This window comes from Prochlorococcus sp. (assembly GCF_965655815.1).
Classification (GTDB): Bacteria; Cyanobacteriota; Cyanobacteriia; order PCC-6307; family Cyanobiaceae; genus Prochlorococcus_A; species Prochlorococcus_A pastoris.
The window spans coordinates 185,972-203,506 of the sequence record NZ_CBFHHZ010000001.1; the positions used below are offsets into that span (position 1 = coordinate 185,972).

The following is a 17,535-nucleotide window of genomic DNA, read 5'->3' on the forward strand; positions in this document are numbered from 1 at the left end:
TTATTTAAGTATTTCTAGATAATTTTTGCCTGAGTTTCTTAATTCTATCTCTAAGATTTGCAGCCTCTTCAAAATTTAGTTCTTTTGCTGCATCTTTCATTTTATTTTCTAACTTATCAATTAAGCTAGGCATTTCATCTAGTAAACATTGATTATCTTTAGCATTTAAAATATCGTCCGTTTTATTACTAACAATGTTTATCAGATCTTTAGATAATCCTCCAGTATCTAATTTTCTGGAAAGCTCTAAAAAAGATAATATTGAATTTTCAATTTTCTTACCTGCAGGTTTTGGAGTAATGCCATTGATTTGATTATATTTTTTTTGGATAGTTCTTCTTCTATCAGTTTCAGATATCGCTCTTTTCATTGATTCAGTAAAGTTATCTGCATAAAGTAAAGCAACTCCCTCAACATGTCTTGCCGCTCTTCCAATAGTTTGAATTAGGGATCGCTCTGCTCTCAAAAAGCCCTCTTTATCAGCATCTAAAATAGCAACCAAAGAAACTTCAGGGAGATCAAGACCTTCTCTTAGCAAATTTACTCCAACCAATACATCATATTCACCCAATCTAAGATCTTGAATAATCTCTATCCTTTCAATCGAATGAATTTCAGAATGCAAATATCTCACCCTTACTTTATTGTCAGATAAAAAATCCGTAAGATCTTCTGCCATCCTTTTTGTGAGAGTAGTAACCAATACTCTCTGGTTCTTTTTAGCTCTAACTCTTATTTCTGATAAAAGATCATCTATTTGTCCATCACTAGGCCTTACATCAATTATGGGATCTAAAACCCCTGTAGGTCTAATAACCTGTTCAATAAACTTGCCTTCGCATTGATCCAACTCCCATTGGCCAGGGGTTGCACTAATGAACAATGTCTGTCTGGATTTTTCCCAAAACTCTTCACACTTTAAAGGTCTATTATCTGCAGCACTTGGTAATCTAAAACCATGATCTATTAATACTTTTTTTCTAGCTTGATCTCCGTTATACATTGCGTGTAATTGCGGACATGTTACGTGACTTTCATCAACTACTAATAACCAATCTTTTGGGAAATAATCTATTAGACATTCTGGAGGAGTTCCTTCTTCTCTACCAGCCAAATGACGTGCATAATTTTCAACACCATTACAATATCCAACTTCTCTTAGCATTTCCAAATCATATTTTGTGCGCTGCTCTAAACGCTGCGCCTCCAACAACTTGCCTTCATAAGCAAATTTATCGAGTTGTTCTTTTAATTCATCTCTAATAGCACTAATGGCAGAATCTAGTCTCTCTTTTGGAGTGACAAAATGCTTAGCTGGATAAACACTCACCTGATCAAGACTCTCAAGAATCTCTCCAGTTAATGGATCAACAAATCTAATAGCCTCAATCTCATCTCCAAATAATTCAATTCTTATCAATCTGTCTTCATAAGCTGGTCCAATTTCTAATACATCTCCCTTAATTCTAAATCTACCTCTCGTAATTTCTGTATCATTTCTTGTATATTGATTATCCACAAGCGCTCTTAGAGAAGAACGTAAATCTATGGATTCACCAACAGCAAATTTAACAGCAGCTTTTAAATATTCACTTGGTATTCCTAAACCATAAATACAACTAATAGATGCAACAACAATTACATCCTTCCTCTCAAATAATGATCTAGTAGCCGAATGCCTAAGCATATCAATCTCTTCATTAATTGAAGCAGTTTTGGCTATGTAAGTATCGCTTACTGGTACATAAGCTTCTGGCTGATAATAATCATAGTAAGAGATAAAGTATTCAACAGCATTTTTAGGAAAAAACTGCCTTAATTCATTACATAATTGAGCTGCTAAAGTTTTATTATGAGCCAGAATAAGTGCTGGTCTTCCAGTTTGCTGAATTACATTAGCAATAGTAAAAGTTTTTCCCGTTCCAGTTGCTCCCAAAAGGGTCTGAAACTCTTCGCCACTATTAACTCCTTGAACTAACTTCTTAATGGCTTTAGGTTGATCCCCATTTGGTTGATAAGGTGCTTGAAGCTTATAGTTATTCATTCATCTAATAACTTAAGATTTTTTATATCTTAGGAAACTTTTTCTTTAATCATTGAATTTTTCAAAGATTCTTTTAGGCCTCTAACAACAGCAACCATTGATATTAAATCATCTAGTTTATTTACTACAGATCCAACTCCGACTGCAGAAGCTCCACATGATACTGCCAAAGGGCATGTCACCTCACTTAAACCTGAAGCACTCATGATAGGAATATTAATAGACTGTTTCTCAAATTCCCTGAATATTGCAAAAGTAGCCGCCAAAGTAGGTACTGACTTTTCTAATAATCCTTGAATTCCTGAACTATATGGGTTAGAACTTTTGCCTCCTTCAGTTTGAATAATATCAGCGCCTTCAAGAACTAATTTAATTGCAAGATCTACTTGTTTATCAATGGGTATATTATGTGGAACTGTCACTGATAGAGGAATATTAGGTAAAAGATCTTTAGTTTCTTTTGTAAGATTTAAAATTTTCTCCTCCGAAAAAGTAATTCCTTGGTCATAAAAACTATCGTAATTGCCTATTTCTATTAAAGAAGCTCCGGCCTTAACTGAATTTATAAAAGACTTAGGCTCTACGGAACTTACGCAAATTGGTAATGGTGAAATCCCAATCGCGGATTCAACTAATTCAGGTTTACAAGCTATATCAATTAAATCAGCTCCGCCCATCGAGGCTGCTTCTACAATTTTGTGAACAGTTTGGGTTTCAAAATTACTTAATCCTGAAATAACTTTGAGTAAAGATTTACTGTTAAGCTCTTCTTGAATTTTTTGTGGCAAAAGATTAATCAGACTCATAGATTTGATGAATTTATTACCTGATTGTGACATTGTTTTATTAAAACAGTGAATTTTTAAAAAAATATTATCTGAGTTAAACAATATGTCTGATAAAAATTCGTCGCAAAAAAATTGGACATCCTGGCATCATCTCCTGCACAAAGAAATTTTGGGCAATAAAACATTAATTCCTGATGGAGCAAATCTATTAATAGCAGTTTCTGGAGGACAAGATTCGATGGCTTTATTGAACCTAATCAACGATATGAAGACGCAACATAATTGGTTTGTGAATGTTTGGCATGGAGATCATCAATGGCATGAAAAATCAGCAAAATATGCACTTGAATTGAAAAGTTACTGTAATAAAAAAAATATTTCATTTTTTTTTGATCAAGCAAATAAAAATAATATTTCTTCTGAAGAAAAAGCAAGAGATTGGAGATACAAGAAATTAAGTGAAAGGGCAAATCAATTATTAATTAAGAACCAAAAGGGAATTGATATTTTCTTATTAACGGGTCACACGAATACAGATAATGCAGAAACATTTTTATTAAATTTAGCTAGAGGAAGCAATTATGCAGGACTAAGCTATATCAACAAAAAAAGATTACTTAAACATCACATTTTTTTAATAAGACCATTATTGATATTTTCTAGAGAAGATACCAAAAAGTTTTGCCAACATCAAAACATTCCCATTTGGGAAGACCCGACTAACTGCGATCTAACAATTAAAAGGAATTTAGTTAGGGGGAAAATTATCCCTATTTTGGAAACTATGTATCCTGGTTGTTCTAAAAGGATAAATAGTTTTGCAGAAAAAATGAGCAATTATAAGAATGAGCAAAATGATCTCAGTAAGCTTGCATCCCTTTATTGTGAAGATGCAATTGGTGTAAAGAGGGAATTATTAAATAGCTTATGCATTGAAGCAAGATGTACTATTTTAAATACTTTTCTAAAGAAGGATTGTACAAAACAATTAAGCTCAAAAAATTTAACTCATTTAGCTTCTTCAATTCTTGAGAAAGATAGAGGCAAAATAGATTTACCAGATGGATTTGAGATTGTTTGGAATAAGGACTATATAAATCTAGAAAAAAACTAATTTGATACTGCAGATCTCCTTCTTCTAGTCCTACCTGCAGGTGCCTCCTCTGTCTTAGCTACTGGAGTTTTAACAGAATCTTTTACAGATTGATTATTCTTTACTTGATTTGTATTTCTAACTGATGGATTATTTTTATAATTATTTTGATTGCGGTTTATATTTTGATTATTAACATTTGGATAATGTTTATTTTTTTGATGCTGATTTTGCTCATTAACTATTTGAGGTTTATAAGCTCGGGTTCCGCTTGGTGCAGGTTGAGCTAAGCATAAAATTAATGGCTCTACTTGTAATTCTCTTCGCATTCTTCTAGTTAAACCATTTTCAATCTCTCTTTGGACCCCAATCCAATCAACTTCAAAACTATTGGGACTGGTTTGTCTTGATAATTGTTTCCAGCGGTTTTCTAATACCCAATTTATCTCCCTTTCGGTCCACATTGACATTTTTCTTGGATCAGCTGATATTACTACACCTCTTAAACTTACTCGTGGTGGAGCTACCATATTACCATCTGTACTTATAGGGGCTAAAACAGTAACTATTCCATCATCTGCTAACTGCTGTCTCTCTTTTAGAGCTCTTGCATCTACCACACAAGTCCTTGTATTATCCAGCATTTCAATTCCAGACTTTACTGGATCTCCTTGAATCATTGAATCAGCTCTAAGCTCAATTGTGTCTCCATTATCAAGGATGAGTATATTATTGGGATCTACGCCCATCGATTCGGCGGTTTTACCATGCAAAACTTGCATTCTATATTCGCCATGTACTGGAACAAAAAACTTTGGTTTAATTAACGCTAGCATCAATCTTTGATCATCTCTACATCCATGGCCAGAAACATGAATTCCATGTTCTTTACCATAAATAACATTAGCTCCCAATTTAATTAATCTATCAATACTGTGCACTACAGAAATTGTATTTCCTGGAATTGGACTAGAAGAAAAAATTACTGTATCAGTAGTTTTGAGTTTAACGTGTGGATGTTCATCTCTTCCGATCCTACTTAATGCAGCCATTACCTCTCCTTGACTACCTGTCATTAAGAGTAGAGTTTCTCTATCAGGTAAATCTCTTATGCTTTTAATTGGGAAAAAGAGATCGTCAGGACATTTTATATAGCCTAATTCACGACATTTACCAACAACATTTAGCATTGATCGTCCCATTAATCCAATTTTACGTCCATGCTTCATCGCTAATTGGATTACCATCGCAACTCTATGAGTTGAACTTGCAAAAGTGGTAAGCATCACTCTACCTTTGGCTTCAGATATTATTCGATCTAAATTTGGAAAAACAGAAATTTCTGAAGGAACAAAACCCTTTACTTCGGAATTTGTAGAGTCCGAGAGTAAGCAAAGAACCCCCTTCTCTCCATAAAATGCCATTCTTTCAATATCAGCATGTTTGTTATCAGGTGGCAGATGATCAAATTTAAAGTCCCCAGTAAAGAAAACAACACCTACTGGAGTAGTTAGAGCTAAAGAAAAACTATCGCCAATTGAGTGAGTATTACGTATAAATTCTAATGAAAAATGCTGGCCAAGTTTGACAACTTGCCTTGGTTCTATAGTCTGTGTTGTTGTCCTATCAGCCACGCCTGCTTCTTCCATTTTTCCTTTAAGCATTGATATCGCTAAAGGTGGGCCATAAATCACAGGAATATTAAATTTCTTTAAATGATGAGAAATTCCACCAATATGGTCTTCGTGACCATGGGTTACTATCATTCCACGAAATCTATTTAAGTTAGCTTGCAAATAGGATGTATCAGGCATAACAACATTCACACCATGCATGCCATCACTTGGAAAAGCGAGTCCCCCATCTATTAAAATGATGTCATCTTGGTATTCAAAAACACATGTATTTTTACCTATTTCATGAAGACCCCCTAATGGAATAATTTTTAAAGCAGGTTCATTTGATCTTTTTGTTTGAGATAAGGTTTGAGTATTATTTGATTTGATTTGATTTGAATTCATAATAAAAGTATTTTAACAAGCAAAAAATGTGGTTATTAAAGTCAAAGTAACTTTATTAAAGCGTTAAAAAAAGTATTTACAAAGACAGATTTTGAATTATCTGAAGTAAGCTTTCTCTCTTTTCTTTAATAAGAGGCGTTAATGGATTCCTAGGAGAACCAACTTGCCAACCTTGTAGTTCTAAAGCTGCTTTGATGGGAATTGGATTTGTCGTTTCAAAGAGTGCCTTGAAAAGTGGTTGCAGTTTTTCATGAATATCAAGAGCAATAGATATTTCACCTTTTTGAAATGATTCAATCATAGTTTTAAGCTGCAACCCAACAATGTGGCTAGCTACGCTTACTACACCAACAGCACCAACAGATAACATAGGAAGCAACAATGAATCATCGCCACTATATATTGAAAGTTTAGAGCCGCACGCCGCCCTTAACTCTGTCACTTCTTCTATTCTACCGCTTGCTGCTTTAATACTGAGTATATTTGGGAAATTCATAAGTTTATTTACAGTGTTAGGCAATAAATTACAACCAGTTCTTCCAGGGATGTTATACAACATCAAAGGTAAATCACTAGCTGCATTAGCTATAGAACTAAAGTGTTTATAAAGACCTTCTTGAGGGGGCTTATTGTAGTAAGGGACAACGACTAAAGCACCATCCGCACCAAATTCGTAAGCTTTTTGTGTAGCTTCTATAGCCTCACTAGTACAGTTACTTCCTGTACCAACAATAACTTTAGATCTAGAATTTAAAGAACCTTTTACTGCAATAAACAAATTATGTTGTTCAGCCCATGTAAGAGTTGGAGACTCTCCTGTGGTCCCACAAAGCACAATTCCATCAGAGCCATTTTCACAAAGGTAATTAGAAAGTTTAATAGCTAATTCATAATCAACTGCTCCATTTTTTTTAAATGGAGTAACCATAGCTGTCAAAATTCTTCCGAATAATGGATTAGAAAATTTAGTATTGTTGGGAATCATTTTTTTGCAATTAATAATTCTGCTATTTGAACAGCATTAAGTGCTGCTCCTTTCCTTATTTGATCTCCACATAACCATAATTCTAATCCATTAGAATTACTAATATCAGTTCTTATTCTTCCTACCGCAATATTATCTCTTCCCATCACATCATTTGGCATCGGGAACCTATTTTTTTCATAATCTTCTATTATTTCTAAACCTTTAGCTTTTTTCAATTGATTAATAGCATAAGAAGGTTTGATAACATCATCAAATTCAACATTAACTGATTCAGAATGAGCTCTAAGAACGGGAACTCGAACGCATGTTGCAGATAGTTTTAAATCAGTAATATTTAGTATTTTGCGAGTTTCATTTGTCATTTTCATCTCTTCTTCGCAGTAATTATTTGAAAGCATCGGTGAATTATGTAGAAAGAGATTAAATGCTAAGGAATATGGTAAGACTTCACTTTCTTTGGGATCTCCCTGCAAATATTTCTTAGTTAAAAACTGTAATTCCTCCATTGCTAATTGACCAGCTCCACTTACCGATTGATAAGTTGAAACGATTACTCTTTTAATCGACGAAATTTTATTCAAAGGAGCTAAAACTAGAGTCAGTAATATTGTTGTACAATTCGGATTAGCGATAACACCATTATGCTTTAAAGCTTCACAACCATTTACTTCTGGAACAACAAGAGGAACATCATTTTCTAATCTGAATGCACTTGAATTATCAATTAGTACAGCATTTTGATCTTTAACTGTAGATAACCATTTTTTTGAAATACTTCCACCTGCGGAAGCAAGAACTAAATCAACATTCAAAAATTCTTCTTTTGAAGCTTTTTTAGTAATAATTTTTTCTCCTTTCCATTTGACTATTTTCCCTTCTGACCGCTGAGATGAAAGCAAAACTAATTCTGAGATAGGAAAATCTCTTTCTTCAAGAATTTTAAGTAGTTCAGATCCAACAGCACCTGAAGAACCTAAAACGGCTACTTTTAATGGTCTATTTGGCAAAAAAGGAGAATTTCTCACTATATAAATTAAAAAATTATAAGATTTAATATTTTTCTTACTGTATCAAAAAAGTTAACTTCAAGGAAATCACTTAATGTGGAATAATTAAGATTCTGCCTATTGTAATAATTTTAAAAACTCAAACATGATTAAAGAAGAATTAATAGTAAAAACTACCGCACTACCCCAAAGTAGAGTTGCACTTGAATTAGAAATACCATCTAATACATGCAAATCATGCGTAAATGAGACAATAAATTCAATTAGTCGTTCGGCCAAAATTCCTGGATTTAGGCTTGGCAAAATTCCAAAACAAGTATTAATACAACGAATCGGCATTACACAACTACATGCCTCTGCCCTAGAAAAAATAATTGATAAATCTTGGAACCAAGCTTTAAAGATGGAATCAATAGAGCCACTAAGTGAACCAGAATTAGTTGATGGATTTGAATCAATACTAAAAATTTTTAATCCGGAAAAACCTTTAAAAATTACTCTACAAACTGATATTGCACCCGAATTAAAATTAAAAAAATCAAAAGGTCTATCAGTTGAGATTAAAAAAAGTAAGTTTGACCCCAAATCCATAGATGAAGCTTTGGAAAAATCAAGAAATCAATTAGCAAATATTATTCCAGTTAATAACAGGCCTGCTAAGTTAGGAGACATCGCGGTAGTTAGTTTCAAAGGTATTTACAAAGATTCCAAGAAAGAAATCGACGGGGGATCTAGTGATTCAATGGATCTTGAATTAGAAAAGAACAAAATGATTCCAGGCTTCGTTGAGGGAATTGTTGGTATGAAAATTGATGATAATAAAACTCTTACTCTAAGATTTCCTGAAGACTATTCTCATGAAGATTCCAGAGGTAAAGAAGCAATTTTTGAAGTAAGTCTTAAAGATCTTAAAGAAAAAGAATTACCCGAACTTAATGATGATTTTGCAAAACAATCTGGAAATAAAGATTCATTAAAAGAACTAAAAAAAGATATAGAAAAACAACTAAAGGAGAATTTTGACAATGCTCAAAAAAATATAAAAGTTGAAGCTTTAATGGATGCACTATCCAAAGAGTTAGATGCCGAGATTCCAAAAGCAATGATTGATATTGAAGTTAGAAATAATATTGAACAAACAGCACAAAGATTTGCTCAACAAGGCATGGATATTAAATCAACGTTTACTCCAGAATTGGTGAAATCTTTAGCAGAATCAACTCGTCCTCAAGCTGAAAAAAATGTTCAAAGAAATTTAGCTTTAAAAGCATTATCAGAAAGAGAAAAAATCACAGTCGATGATGAAGAAATAGATCAGAAAATGAAGGAATATAAAGATGAAATTTCTAAATCACCAAAACAAATTGACATTCAGAAATTAAAAGATGTAGTTCGCAACGATCTCCTACAAGAAAAGTTAATCACTTGGCTTGAAGAAAATTCAGCAGTAAAAGAAATAAATGAAAAAGCAACAAAATTGACCACAAAAACAACCACAAAAGCAACTACAAAAAAAGGAGTTAAAACTAAAAGTAAACCAAAGGTAAATAAAAAAGAAAAAAATTAATTTATAAAAAATTTAACTATTCAGCAAAAAAACCCTTAAATTAGATGAAGAAAGAGACTAACTAAGTGTATTCTGAAAAAAAACATTTAATCCAAAGCTCAATAAATTCTCGCGATGTTATTGATAAATCTAGATCTGCTGTTCCTACTGTAGTAGAACAATCTGGAAGAGGAGAAAGAGCATTTGATATTTATTCAAGATTATTAAGGGAAAGGATAATATTTTTAGGTACCGGGATTAATGATCAAGTATCAGATTCATTAGTTGCACAATTATTATTTCTAGAAGCAGAAGATCCTGACAAAGATATACAAATATATATTAATTCTCCCGGAGGCTCTGTTACTGCTGGATTAGCTATATACGATACAATGCAGCAAATCTCTCCAGACGTTGTAACAATCTGTTTTGGTGTAGCTGCAAGTATGGGGGCATTCCTCCTTAGTGGGGGGGCTAAAGGGAAAAGGTTAGCTTTACCTAATTCGAGAATAATGATTCACCAGCCGCTTGGAGGTGCTCAAGGCCAAGCAGTTGAAATTGAGATACAAGCAAAAGAAATACTATTTCTCAAAAAAACATTAAATTCTCTTTTAGCAGAACATACTAATCAATCTTTAGAAAAAATTAATGAAGATACTGAAAGAGACTATTTTCTATCACCTGCAGAAGCAGTTGAATATGGACTAATTGATAAAGTCATAAAAAATGACAAGTAAAAGTAATATTTTAAGAATATGATGACGAATCCAATTTTATAAGCAATCCTAATAAGTAAGGGATATTTAACCTTTTTTATTCTACACAAGCTTTGATAATCGATGGCCAAATTCGACGCCCATCTAAAATGTTCTTTTTGTGGTAAATCACAAGATCAAGTTAGAAAACTTATAGCTGGTCCAGGGGTTTACATTTGTGATGAATGCATAGACCTTTGTAATGAAATTCTTGATGAAGAATTAATTGATACTCAAGCAAAAATCAATAACTCACCTCAAGTAAAGAAAAAATTACCAACTAATAATTCTGATAAATCTATTCCTTTAGAATTAACTTCTATCCCCAAACCACTTGAAATTAAAACTTTTCTTGATAACCAAGTTGTAGGTCAAGAATCTGCAAAAAAAATACTATCAGTTGCTGTTTATAATCACTATAAAAGACTAGCTTGGAGATTAAAAGAAGAAAATAAAGAAAATAATTCTAATGATTTACAAGCAACTAAACTACAAAAATCAAACATCTTACTAATTGGCCCAACTGGAAGTGGTAAAACGTTATTAGCACAAACTTTAGCCGAATTTCTTGATGTTCCTTTTGCAGTAGCTGATGCAACAAGTCTTACTGAAGCTGGATATGTCGGCGAAGATGTTGAAAATATCCTCTTGAGACTTCTACAAAAATCAGAAATGAATGTGGATTTAGCTCAAAAGGGGATCATATACATTGATGAAATAGACAAGATCGCTAGAAAGAGTGAAAACCCATCAATTACAAGAGATGTATCTGGAGAAGGAGTTCAACAAGCATTGTTAAAAATGCTTGAAGGAACAATTGCCAATGTTCCACCACAAGGAGGAAGAAAACACCCCAACCATGACTGTATTCAAATCGATACAAGTCAGATTTTATTTATATGTGGAGGTGCATTTATAGGTTTAGAGGATATTGTTCAAAAACGTTTAGGGAAAAATTCAATTGGATTTACTACCAACCCTGACGAAAGCAAAATAAATGCAAAAAAAATAGTTGATTCCCGAGATGCTCTCAAGAATTTAGAACAAGATGATCTAGTCAAATATGGATTAATTCCAGAATTTATTGGAAGAATTCCTGTATGCGCGGTATTAGATCGTCTTACTCAAGAAACTCTTGAATCAATTCTGACAGAACCAAGAGACGCACTGGTAAAGCAATTTAAAACTTTATTAAGTATGGATAACGTTGAATTAAATTTCGAACCAGAGTCTGTGGAAGCAATCGCTAATGAAGCCTTCAAAAGAAAAACGGGCGCTAGAGCTCTTAGATCAATAATTGAAGAATTAATGCTTGATTTAATGTATACACTTCCATCACAAGAAGAAGTTAAAGAGTTCACCATTACGAAAAAAATGGTAGACAAACTGTTCTTGTCGAAAATTGTTAAACTTCCAGCAGGGTCTCAAAGGATTATTAAAGAATCTGCATAAAAATTAAGGTTATCGTTTTCCATAATTCAACTTTAATCATGTAATTAAAATAATAAATGCTTAATATACATAAACCTTTTCATCAAAAATATAGGCCTCTTAACCTTGATGAGCTGGTTGGTCAAGAATTTATATCAATCACTCTCAAACAAGCATTAATATCTCAGAAAATTGCACCTGCTTATCTCTTTAATGGACCTAGAGGGACAGGGAAGACATCAAGTGCAAGAATATTTGCAAAATCATTAAATTGTCTATCATCTAAACAACCTACACCAAATCCATGTGGAAAATGCGAATTATGTATACAAATTGCGGAAGGTAATGCCCTAGATATTATTGAAATTGATGCCGCATCTAATACTGGAGTTGAAAATATACGAGAAATAATTGATAGAGCAAGATTTGCTCCGACTCAAGCTAGATGGAAAGTTTATGTTATCGATGAATGTCATATGCTTTCAACAGCTGCATCAAATGCTTTACTCAAAACTATTGAAGAACCTCCTGAAAAAGTTGTTTTTATTCTTGCAACAACAAATCCTGAAAGAGTTATAAATACAATTCAAAGTAGATGTCAGAAATTTGATTTTAAAAGAATAAGCTCAAATACTATTTTCAATAACCTTTCTGCAATAGCAAATAAAGAATCAATTAAATTTGAAGATCAAGCTCTCAAACTAATTGCAAAAAGATCGAATGGTGGAATGCGCGATGCACAAAGTTTACTAGATCAATTAAGTCTTCTTCCTAATGGCGTAACTACTAAAAATGTTCGAAGCTTACTTGGAGAAGTATCCGAAAATGATTTGACTGATTTAATCAATGCATTAATTAATAATCAGCCTGAGTCGTTATTAATTAGTTGTAATAACTTATATGATGCAGGAAATGAACCCAATGAGATATTAGTTGGACTATTAAATATTACTAGAGACCTTTTACTTAAAACTTTAAATAATAATTATTCAGAAATGTACTATACCTCTATTGAATTTCAAGATGAATTAAATAAATTTTCTTACAATATTAGTAAGAACAGAATTATTGACTGGCATAACAAGCTTAAGAATGTTGATTATCAAATAAAAACAAGCGACAATCCGAGATTATGGTTGGAAATACACTTAACAAGTCTTCTTGAAGAAAATATCAATCAATCAATATTTAATAAGAAAGAATTAATTAATAATCAGGACATTAACCAAAATGAATCAGGAGATTTCAATAAGAAAGAATTAATTAATAATCAGGACATTAACCAAAATTCTAAAAATGATAATCAAACTGATTATTTAAAAGAAAAGTGGGAGCTAATTCTTTCTAAATTAGAATTGCCATCAACAAAAATGTTACTTTCTCAGCAAGCAGAACTTGCCAGTTTTGATTCGAATGAAGTTTTAATAGCATTATCTCCCAACTGGGAAAATATGATCAAAAGTCGAAAAGTAATAATTGAAAATGCTATAAAAAAAGTATTTGGGGATAAAGTAAAACTTAACTTTTCTAGCAAAAAAATTAATATTACTAAGACTGCAAAATTACAAGATAAAGTAATCAAGAAATTAAATGACAATAATGAAAAACAAAGCACTGCTTTTCAAAATTCACCCTCCCCAACTAATAAACCTAAACCAGAATCCTATAATAATAGTCCCAAAAATTTAGCAAATTTTTTTAACGGAGAAATTATTGATTTAGATGAATAAATTAAACACCAGTATGAAGTGTTTTCTTCCAGAGAATCTTTTTAGGAAAAATAGACATTTTTATTGTTACCCATGGTATAACTAAAAACCAATGAGATAGATATACAAGAGAAACTAACATCATCATCAAATTGAGATTTTGTAAAACTGGACCCTCACTCTTGCATGAAGAGCCATACCAAACTGCAATTCCAGACAAAGTAAATGCTGTTATGGAAATTGGCCAATAGCTGGGTGATTCCGTTAGAGCAATACTTAAAATCAAATCAGTCAAAGAAATAATAGGCAAGGCATATTGCAAGATAAAGAAAAAGGTTAAATCAAACTTTTGAATAAGTTCAATTTTTTTTGAAAATAATTGCTCCCCATAATCAAAAAATCTTTGCAAACCACCTTCAGCCCATCTTTGTCTCTGTGAAAATAAAGCAGATATATTTTCAACTGCTTCTTCCATAACAGGAGGATCCCAGAGAATCCCAATTTTTGATTTAGAAAGTAAAAGCCTAAGGCTTAAATCCAAGTCATCAGTAACTGTATCTTCATTAAACGAACCACATTTAAGTAAAACTTCTTTATTAATTAATTGACCATTACCTCTCAATTCAGATACTCCCGCAACAGATAATCTCCCATATTGAAAAATTGCATCCATTGCCATTTCCATAGACTGACAAGTGGTTAAAAAATTCTTACTTACATTTATGACGGATTTTCTTAATTGCACTGCTGACCAAGATCCCTCATAAACGAAACGAAATAGTCTTGGTAGAGTATCATTCTTCAATTGAGCATCAGCATCTAATATTAATAACCATTCTCCGTGTGTAAACTTTAAAGCATAATTTAATGCTCCTGATTTACCACCTCCAGCATTTGCAGATCTAGTAATAATTTTTAATTTATCAAACTCTTTAGATAATCTTTCCAAAATTAAAGGTGTCTTATCAGAACTACCATCATCAATGATATAAATATTTAATTTATTAATTGGGTAATCTAAATTAAATAATCTCTCAACTAATCTTTCAATAACATTTTCTTCATCTCTGGCAGCAACTAAAATATCGAGAGCAGGTAACTTATCATAACTAATTATCTTTTCGTTACTTTGTGAAAAAACACTTCTTTTTATATTTTTTGAAATTACATTTAATCCATAACAAGCAACAAAAAAAGAAATCGTTATTGTAAAAAATAGAAAATGTTTGAATTGAAAGATATGAGGAATAGTACTTACTAATAAACAAACAGCAAGAAATAAAAATGATTTTAATCTTCGATTTTTATAAAAACCGTTACTCATAAATGCTAATTTATAATTTTCATTTTAATTATTGAGACGATATCTCAATTTTTTTAATTTTTGTTCCCTTATAGTAATGATTCAATATTTGTTGATAAGTAAAGCCTAATTCAGCCATTTCTATCGCTCCTGATTGAGATAAACCTACACCATGACCGAAGCCACCTCCTTTAAAAAGCCAAAGATTATCATTTAATTTATTAATAGTAAATAAATTACTCGGCAAAAAACTCAATATTCGACGAATATCATCTTTTACAAGAACTATTGGTTTCTTTAAATTTTTAAGCTTAATTTCTAATTTTATTACTCTTCCACTGAAGCCTCTATCAATAATATTTAGATCAACCAAATCTGATTTCTCCTTAATTAATTGATTATTTAATAGATTATTTTGTATCGTCTCATTAGAGACTATTTTCTCCCAACGAAAAAGAGAATGCTTTCTACCGTAAACTTTTTCATCTGGAAACTCAAGAAATTTATTTAATTCATCCCCATTTTTAATTGGAAGTCTAAAAGCTTTTTTTAAAGCATTTGAACCATCAATCATTGAATTAAGATAACGATAATCTTTTATTTGCCAAGATTCACTTGCACTAGCTGATATGCCTCCATTAGATCCATGATAAAAGGAATTAATTGGTTTCTTTTTATAAGTGATTATGAAATTTGAAGTATCTTCTATCGCTTTATGTACATTTTTATATTCAATCAAAGGAGGTTTATAAACTTGGCATTGAGTAGTTATACACAAATGATATTGATCAATTTTAAATCTATCGGAATTATAAAGTGCCCAAGTTCTCGCAATTACTGCTTGTGCTTTCAATGCCTCTAATGGTGAATTAGAGCCAATTTCATGTGGCAGAACACCTTTTAAGTAATCATCAAATTTGATTTTCTGGATCAACGTCCAAGTTCCATATGAATCTTTAGCTAAATAAAACTTTTTACCAAAATTAATATTATTAATACTTATCTCTTGAGATGAAGTTATATATATCGGGCCTTGGAGTTCATGTTGCGAATATTCAGTAACAAGGAAAGGGATAATTTTTGACTTGTAGGATTTTTTAAACAGTCTATAGTTTAGTTTTTTGTCAGGAAGGTTTTTGCCAACTGGAATCCAAACTTCCCAATTGTTTGGAAAGGCAACTAGAGCTTGATAACCTTTTTCTTTTAATTTTTCAGCTTGCTTTTGTGCCGATTCATAGCTTGCAAATGGACCAAATACTAGTCTTTCAACAGTGAAAGGGGTTATCAAGTTTTTTTTCTTCAAAACAATATTTATTTTTTTGGATTTGTGTTTTACACCATTAGTAGAATGGAGTTTTAAAAAATCATTTTTTGTAGTAAAAGTAATATTATTTTTTTTTGGAAAGTTATCACTCCTAGCTCCTAAGTATTGTTTTAATCCTATTAAAAAATTACCTTTTTTTAATTCTTGAGTAAGATTTATTTTTGAAGATTCATCTGCAAAGCCACTTAATGTCAGTATTGGAGAAATTGAACAAAATAACCAACATCCATAAATGAGAAGCTTTAAGTTCAATTTGCGCAGCATAATTTCAACATTACCTTTTCAATTCAAAACTTTAATTTGCACCAATGCATATAAAGGTTTAGATTATCTAGATTAAACATTATCAAGGGAAATGTCTAAACTTAAAACTCGTAAATCAGCAGCTAAAAGATTTAAAGCTACTGCTACGGGTAAATTTACTAGAAGAAGAGCTTTCCATAATCATTTATTAGATCACAAAAGCTCAAAATTGAAGAGACATCTTAAAACAAAAGCTGTTGTTGATGAAAGAGATGCTGATAATGTAAAATTAATGATTCCTTACGCTTAAGAGCATTCAAATTACTTTTAAATAAATTTATGGCACGCGTTAAAAGAGGCAACATAGCCAGAAAAAGAAGAAACAAAATCTTAAACCTTGCTAAAGGTTTCAGAGGAGGAAATAAAAATCTTTTTAGAACAGCAAATCAAAGAGTAATGAAAGCTCTCTGCAACGCTTATAGAGATAGAAGAAGAAGAAAAAGAGATTTCAGAAGACTTTGGATCTCAAGAATAAATGCCTCGGCAAGAATTAATGGCACAAATTACAGCAAATTAATTAATGGGATGAAGAACTCTGACATAATTATCAATAGAAAAATGCTTGCACAATTAGCTTTAAGCGATCCACAATGTTTTGAAAAAATAGTTTCTACCGTAAACAATTAAATTAAAAAATAAAATTTTACAAAATATCTTATAAGTAATGGAAATATCTTCCTTTCAATCCTATTTGATCATACTTTTTATAGTACTTATAATAATCTCTATTTTTGTATTTCGACAATTTCTTAGGACAAGAAAGGAAGAATTAAATTTAGTAAAATTTGAGCAAAAAGGCCTTAATTCACTAACAAAAGCTTCTGAATTATATGAATTTGGCTCTATCCAAATTAAAAAAAGGTTATATACAGAGGCCTCTAAGACTTTTCTGAAAGCTGTTGAATCTTATGATAATGAACCAGACGAAGCAAAAGCTATTATTGAAAATGCTCTTGGTTTTTCTTATGCAGCACAAAATGAGTTTAAAAAAGCAATCAAGCACTATAACTCAGCTATAAAATCACTCCCTGAATATACAGTCGCTTTAAATAATCTGGCATCCGCACAACAACGACTGCTGGAATATGATTTGGCATATGCAACTTATACGAAAGTTTTAGTAATAGATCCAAATAACAAAACAGCAATTAAAAAGAGCAAAGAACTTGAAAAAAGAAATAATTACACACCTTTCAAAGGAATAAAAGATAAAGGATTTTAAA

General features: G+C 31.7%; 15 protein-coding genes. 8 read left to right on the plus strand and 7 right to left on the minus strand.

Going from position 1 to position 17,535, the window contains the following annotated elements:
• Positions 1 to 4 precede the first annotated feature (4 nt).
• Both uvrB and ACTF45_RS01010 read right to left on the minus strand, forming a co-directional pair.
• On the minus strand, positions 5 to 2,044 hold the full coding sequence (uvrB, locus tag ACTF45_RS01005; protein ID WP_288347447.1) for an excinuclease ABC subunit UvrB: 2,040 nt from the start codon (positions 2,042 to 2,044) through the stop codon (positions 5 to 7).
• Between the two features lie 29 nt (positions 2,045 to 2,073).
• Positions 2,074 to 2,850 carry a DUF561 domain-containing protein gene (locus ACTF45_RS01010; protein WP_288347471.1) on the minus strand — a complete coding sequence of 259 codons (777 nt, stop codon included), beginning with the start codon at positions 2,848 to 2,850 and terminating at the stop codon, positions 2,074 to 2,076.
• Between the two features lie 85 nt (positions 2,851 to 2,935).
• On the opposite strand from ACTF45_RS01010, the gene tilS reads away from it, so the two are divergent.
• Positions 2,936 to 3,946: a tRNA lysidine(34) synthetase TilS gene (gene tilS / locus ACTF45_RS01015; protein ID WP_288347446.1), complete on the plus strand. Its 1,011-nt coding sequence runs from the start codon at positions 2,936 to 2,938 to the stop codon at positions 3,944 to 3,946.
• Here tilS and ACTF45_RS01020 read toward each other — a convergent pair.
• The 3 genes from ACTF45_RS01020 to ACTF45_RS01030 form a co-directional block, all read right to left on the minus strand.
• A complete protein-coding gene (locus ACTF45_RS01020) occupies positions 3,943 to 5,946 on the minus strand; it encodes a ribonuclease J (protein WP_288347444.1) in 2,004 nt (667 codons plus the stop codon). The two genes, tilS and ACTF45_RS01020, sit on opposite strands and share 4 nt — an antisense overlap.
• A gap of 76 nt (positions 5,947 to 6,022) precedes the next feature.
• Positions 6,023 to 6,931, minus strand: coding sequence for a 4-hydroxy-tetrahydrodipicolinate synthase (dapA, locus tag ACTF45_RS01025; RefSeq protein WP_288347442.1), 909 nt, complete (start codon positions 6,929 to 6,931; stop codon positions 6,023 to 6,025).
• Entirely contained in the window at positions 6,928 to 7,959 is a 1,032-nt protein-coding gene (locus ACTF45_RS01030; RefSeq protein WP_288347439.1) for an aspartate-semialdehyde dehydrogenase, read from the minus strand. The genes dapA and ACTF45_RS01030 overlap by 4 nt, the downstream gene beginning before the upstream one ends.
• 127 nt (positions 7,960 to 8,086) lie before the next feature.
• On the opposite strand from ACTF45_RS01030, the gene tig reads away from it, so the two are divergent.
• From tig to ACTF45_RS01050, 4 genes are all read left to right on the plus strand, one after another.
• On the plus strand, positions 8,087 to 9,508 hold the full coding sequence (gene tig / locus ACTF45_RS01035) for a trigger factor (RefSeq protein WP_288347438.1): 1,422 nt from the start codon (positions 8,087 to 8,089) through the stop codon (positions 9,506 to 9,508).
• A gap of 65 nt (positions 9,509 to 9,573) precedes the next feature.
• A complete protein-coding gene (clpP, locus tag ACTF45_RS01040) occupies positions 9,574 to 10,224 on the plus strand; it encodes an ATP-dependent Clp endopeptidase proteolytic subunit ClpP (RefSeq protein ID WP_288347436.1) in 651 nt (216 codons plus the stop codon).
• Positions 10,225 to 10,326: 102 nt separating this feature from the next.
• Complete coding sequence (clpX, locus tag ACTF45_RS01045; RefSeq protein ID WP_288347435.1) at positions 10,327 to 11,694, plus strand: ATP-dependent protease ATP-binding subunit ClpX; 1,368 nt, start codon at positions 10,327 to 10,329, stop codon at positions 11,692 to 11,694.
• 56 nt (positions 11,695 to 11,750) lie between these two features.
• Positions 11,751 to 13,403, plus strand: coding sequence for a DNA polymerase III subunit gamma/tau (locus ACTF45_RS01050; protein ID WP_438949187.1), 1,653 nt, complete (start codon positions 11,751 to 11,753; stop codon positions 13,401 to 13,403).
• Position 13,404: 1 nt separating this feature from the next.
• On the opposite strand, the gene ACTF45_RS01055 is transcribed toward ACTF45_RS01050, so the two are convergent.
• Positions 13,405 to 14,706, minus strand: coding sequence for a glycosyltransferase family 2 protein (locus ACTF45_RS01055; RefSeq protein ID WP_288346603.1), 1,302 nt, complete (start codon positions 14,704 to 14,706; stop codon positions 13,405 to 13,407).
• Positions 14,707 to 14,734: 28 nt separating this feature from the next.
• Positions 14,735 to 16,273 carry a SpoIID/LytB domain-containing protein gene (locus ACTF45_RS01060; protein WP_288346602.1) on the minus strand — a complete coding sequence of 513 codons (1,539 nt, stop codon included), beginning with the start codon at positions 16,271 to 16,273 and terminating at the stop codon, positions 14,735 to 14,737.
• 91 nt (positions 16,274 to 16,364) lie between these two features.
• On the opposite strand from ACTF45_RS01060, the gene rpmI reads away from it, so the two are divergent.
• Genes rpmI through ACTF45_RS01075 form a run of 3 tightly spaced genes read left to right on the plus strand, consistent with a single transcriptional unit; the run spans position 16,365 to position 17,534 of the window.
• Positions 16,365 to 16,562, plus strand: coding sequence for a 50S ribosomal protein L35 (gene rpmI / locus ACTF45_RS01065; protein WP_011133288.1), 198 nt, complete (start codon positions 16,365 to 16,367; stop codon positions 16,560 to 16,562).
• 29 nt (positions 16,563 to 16,591) lie between these two features.
• Positions 16,592 to 16,939, plus strand: a complete 348-nt coding sequence (gene rplT, locus ACTF45_RS01070) for a 50S ribosomal protein L20 (RefSeq protein ID WP_288346601.1) — start codon at positions 16,592 to 16,594, stop codon at positions 16,937 to 16,939.
• A gap of 37 nt (positions 16,940 to 16,976) precedes the next feature.
• Complete coding sequence (locus ACTF45_RS01075) at positions 16,977 to 17,534, plus strand: hypothetical protein (protein WP_438949188.1); 558 nt, start codon at positions 16,977 to 16,979, stop codon at positions 17,532 to 17,534.
• Position 17,535: the final 1 nt, after the last annotated feature.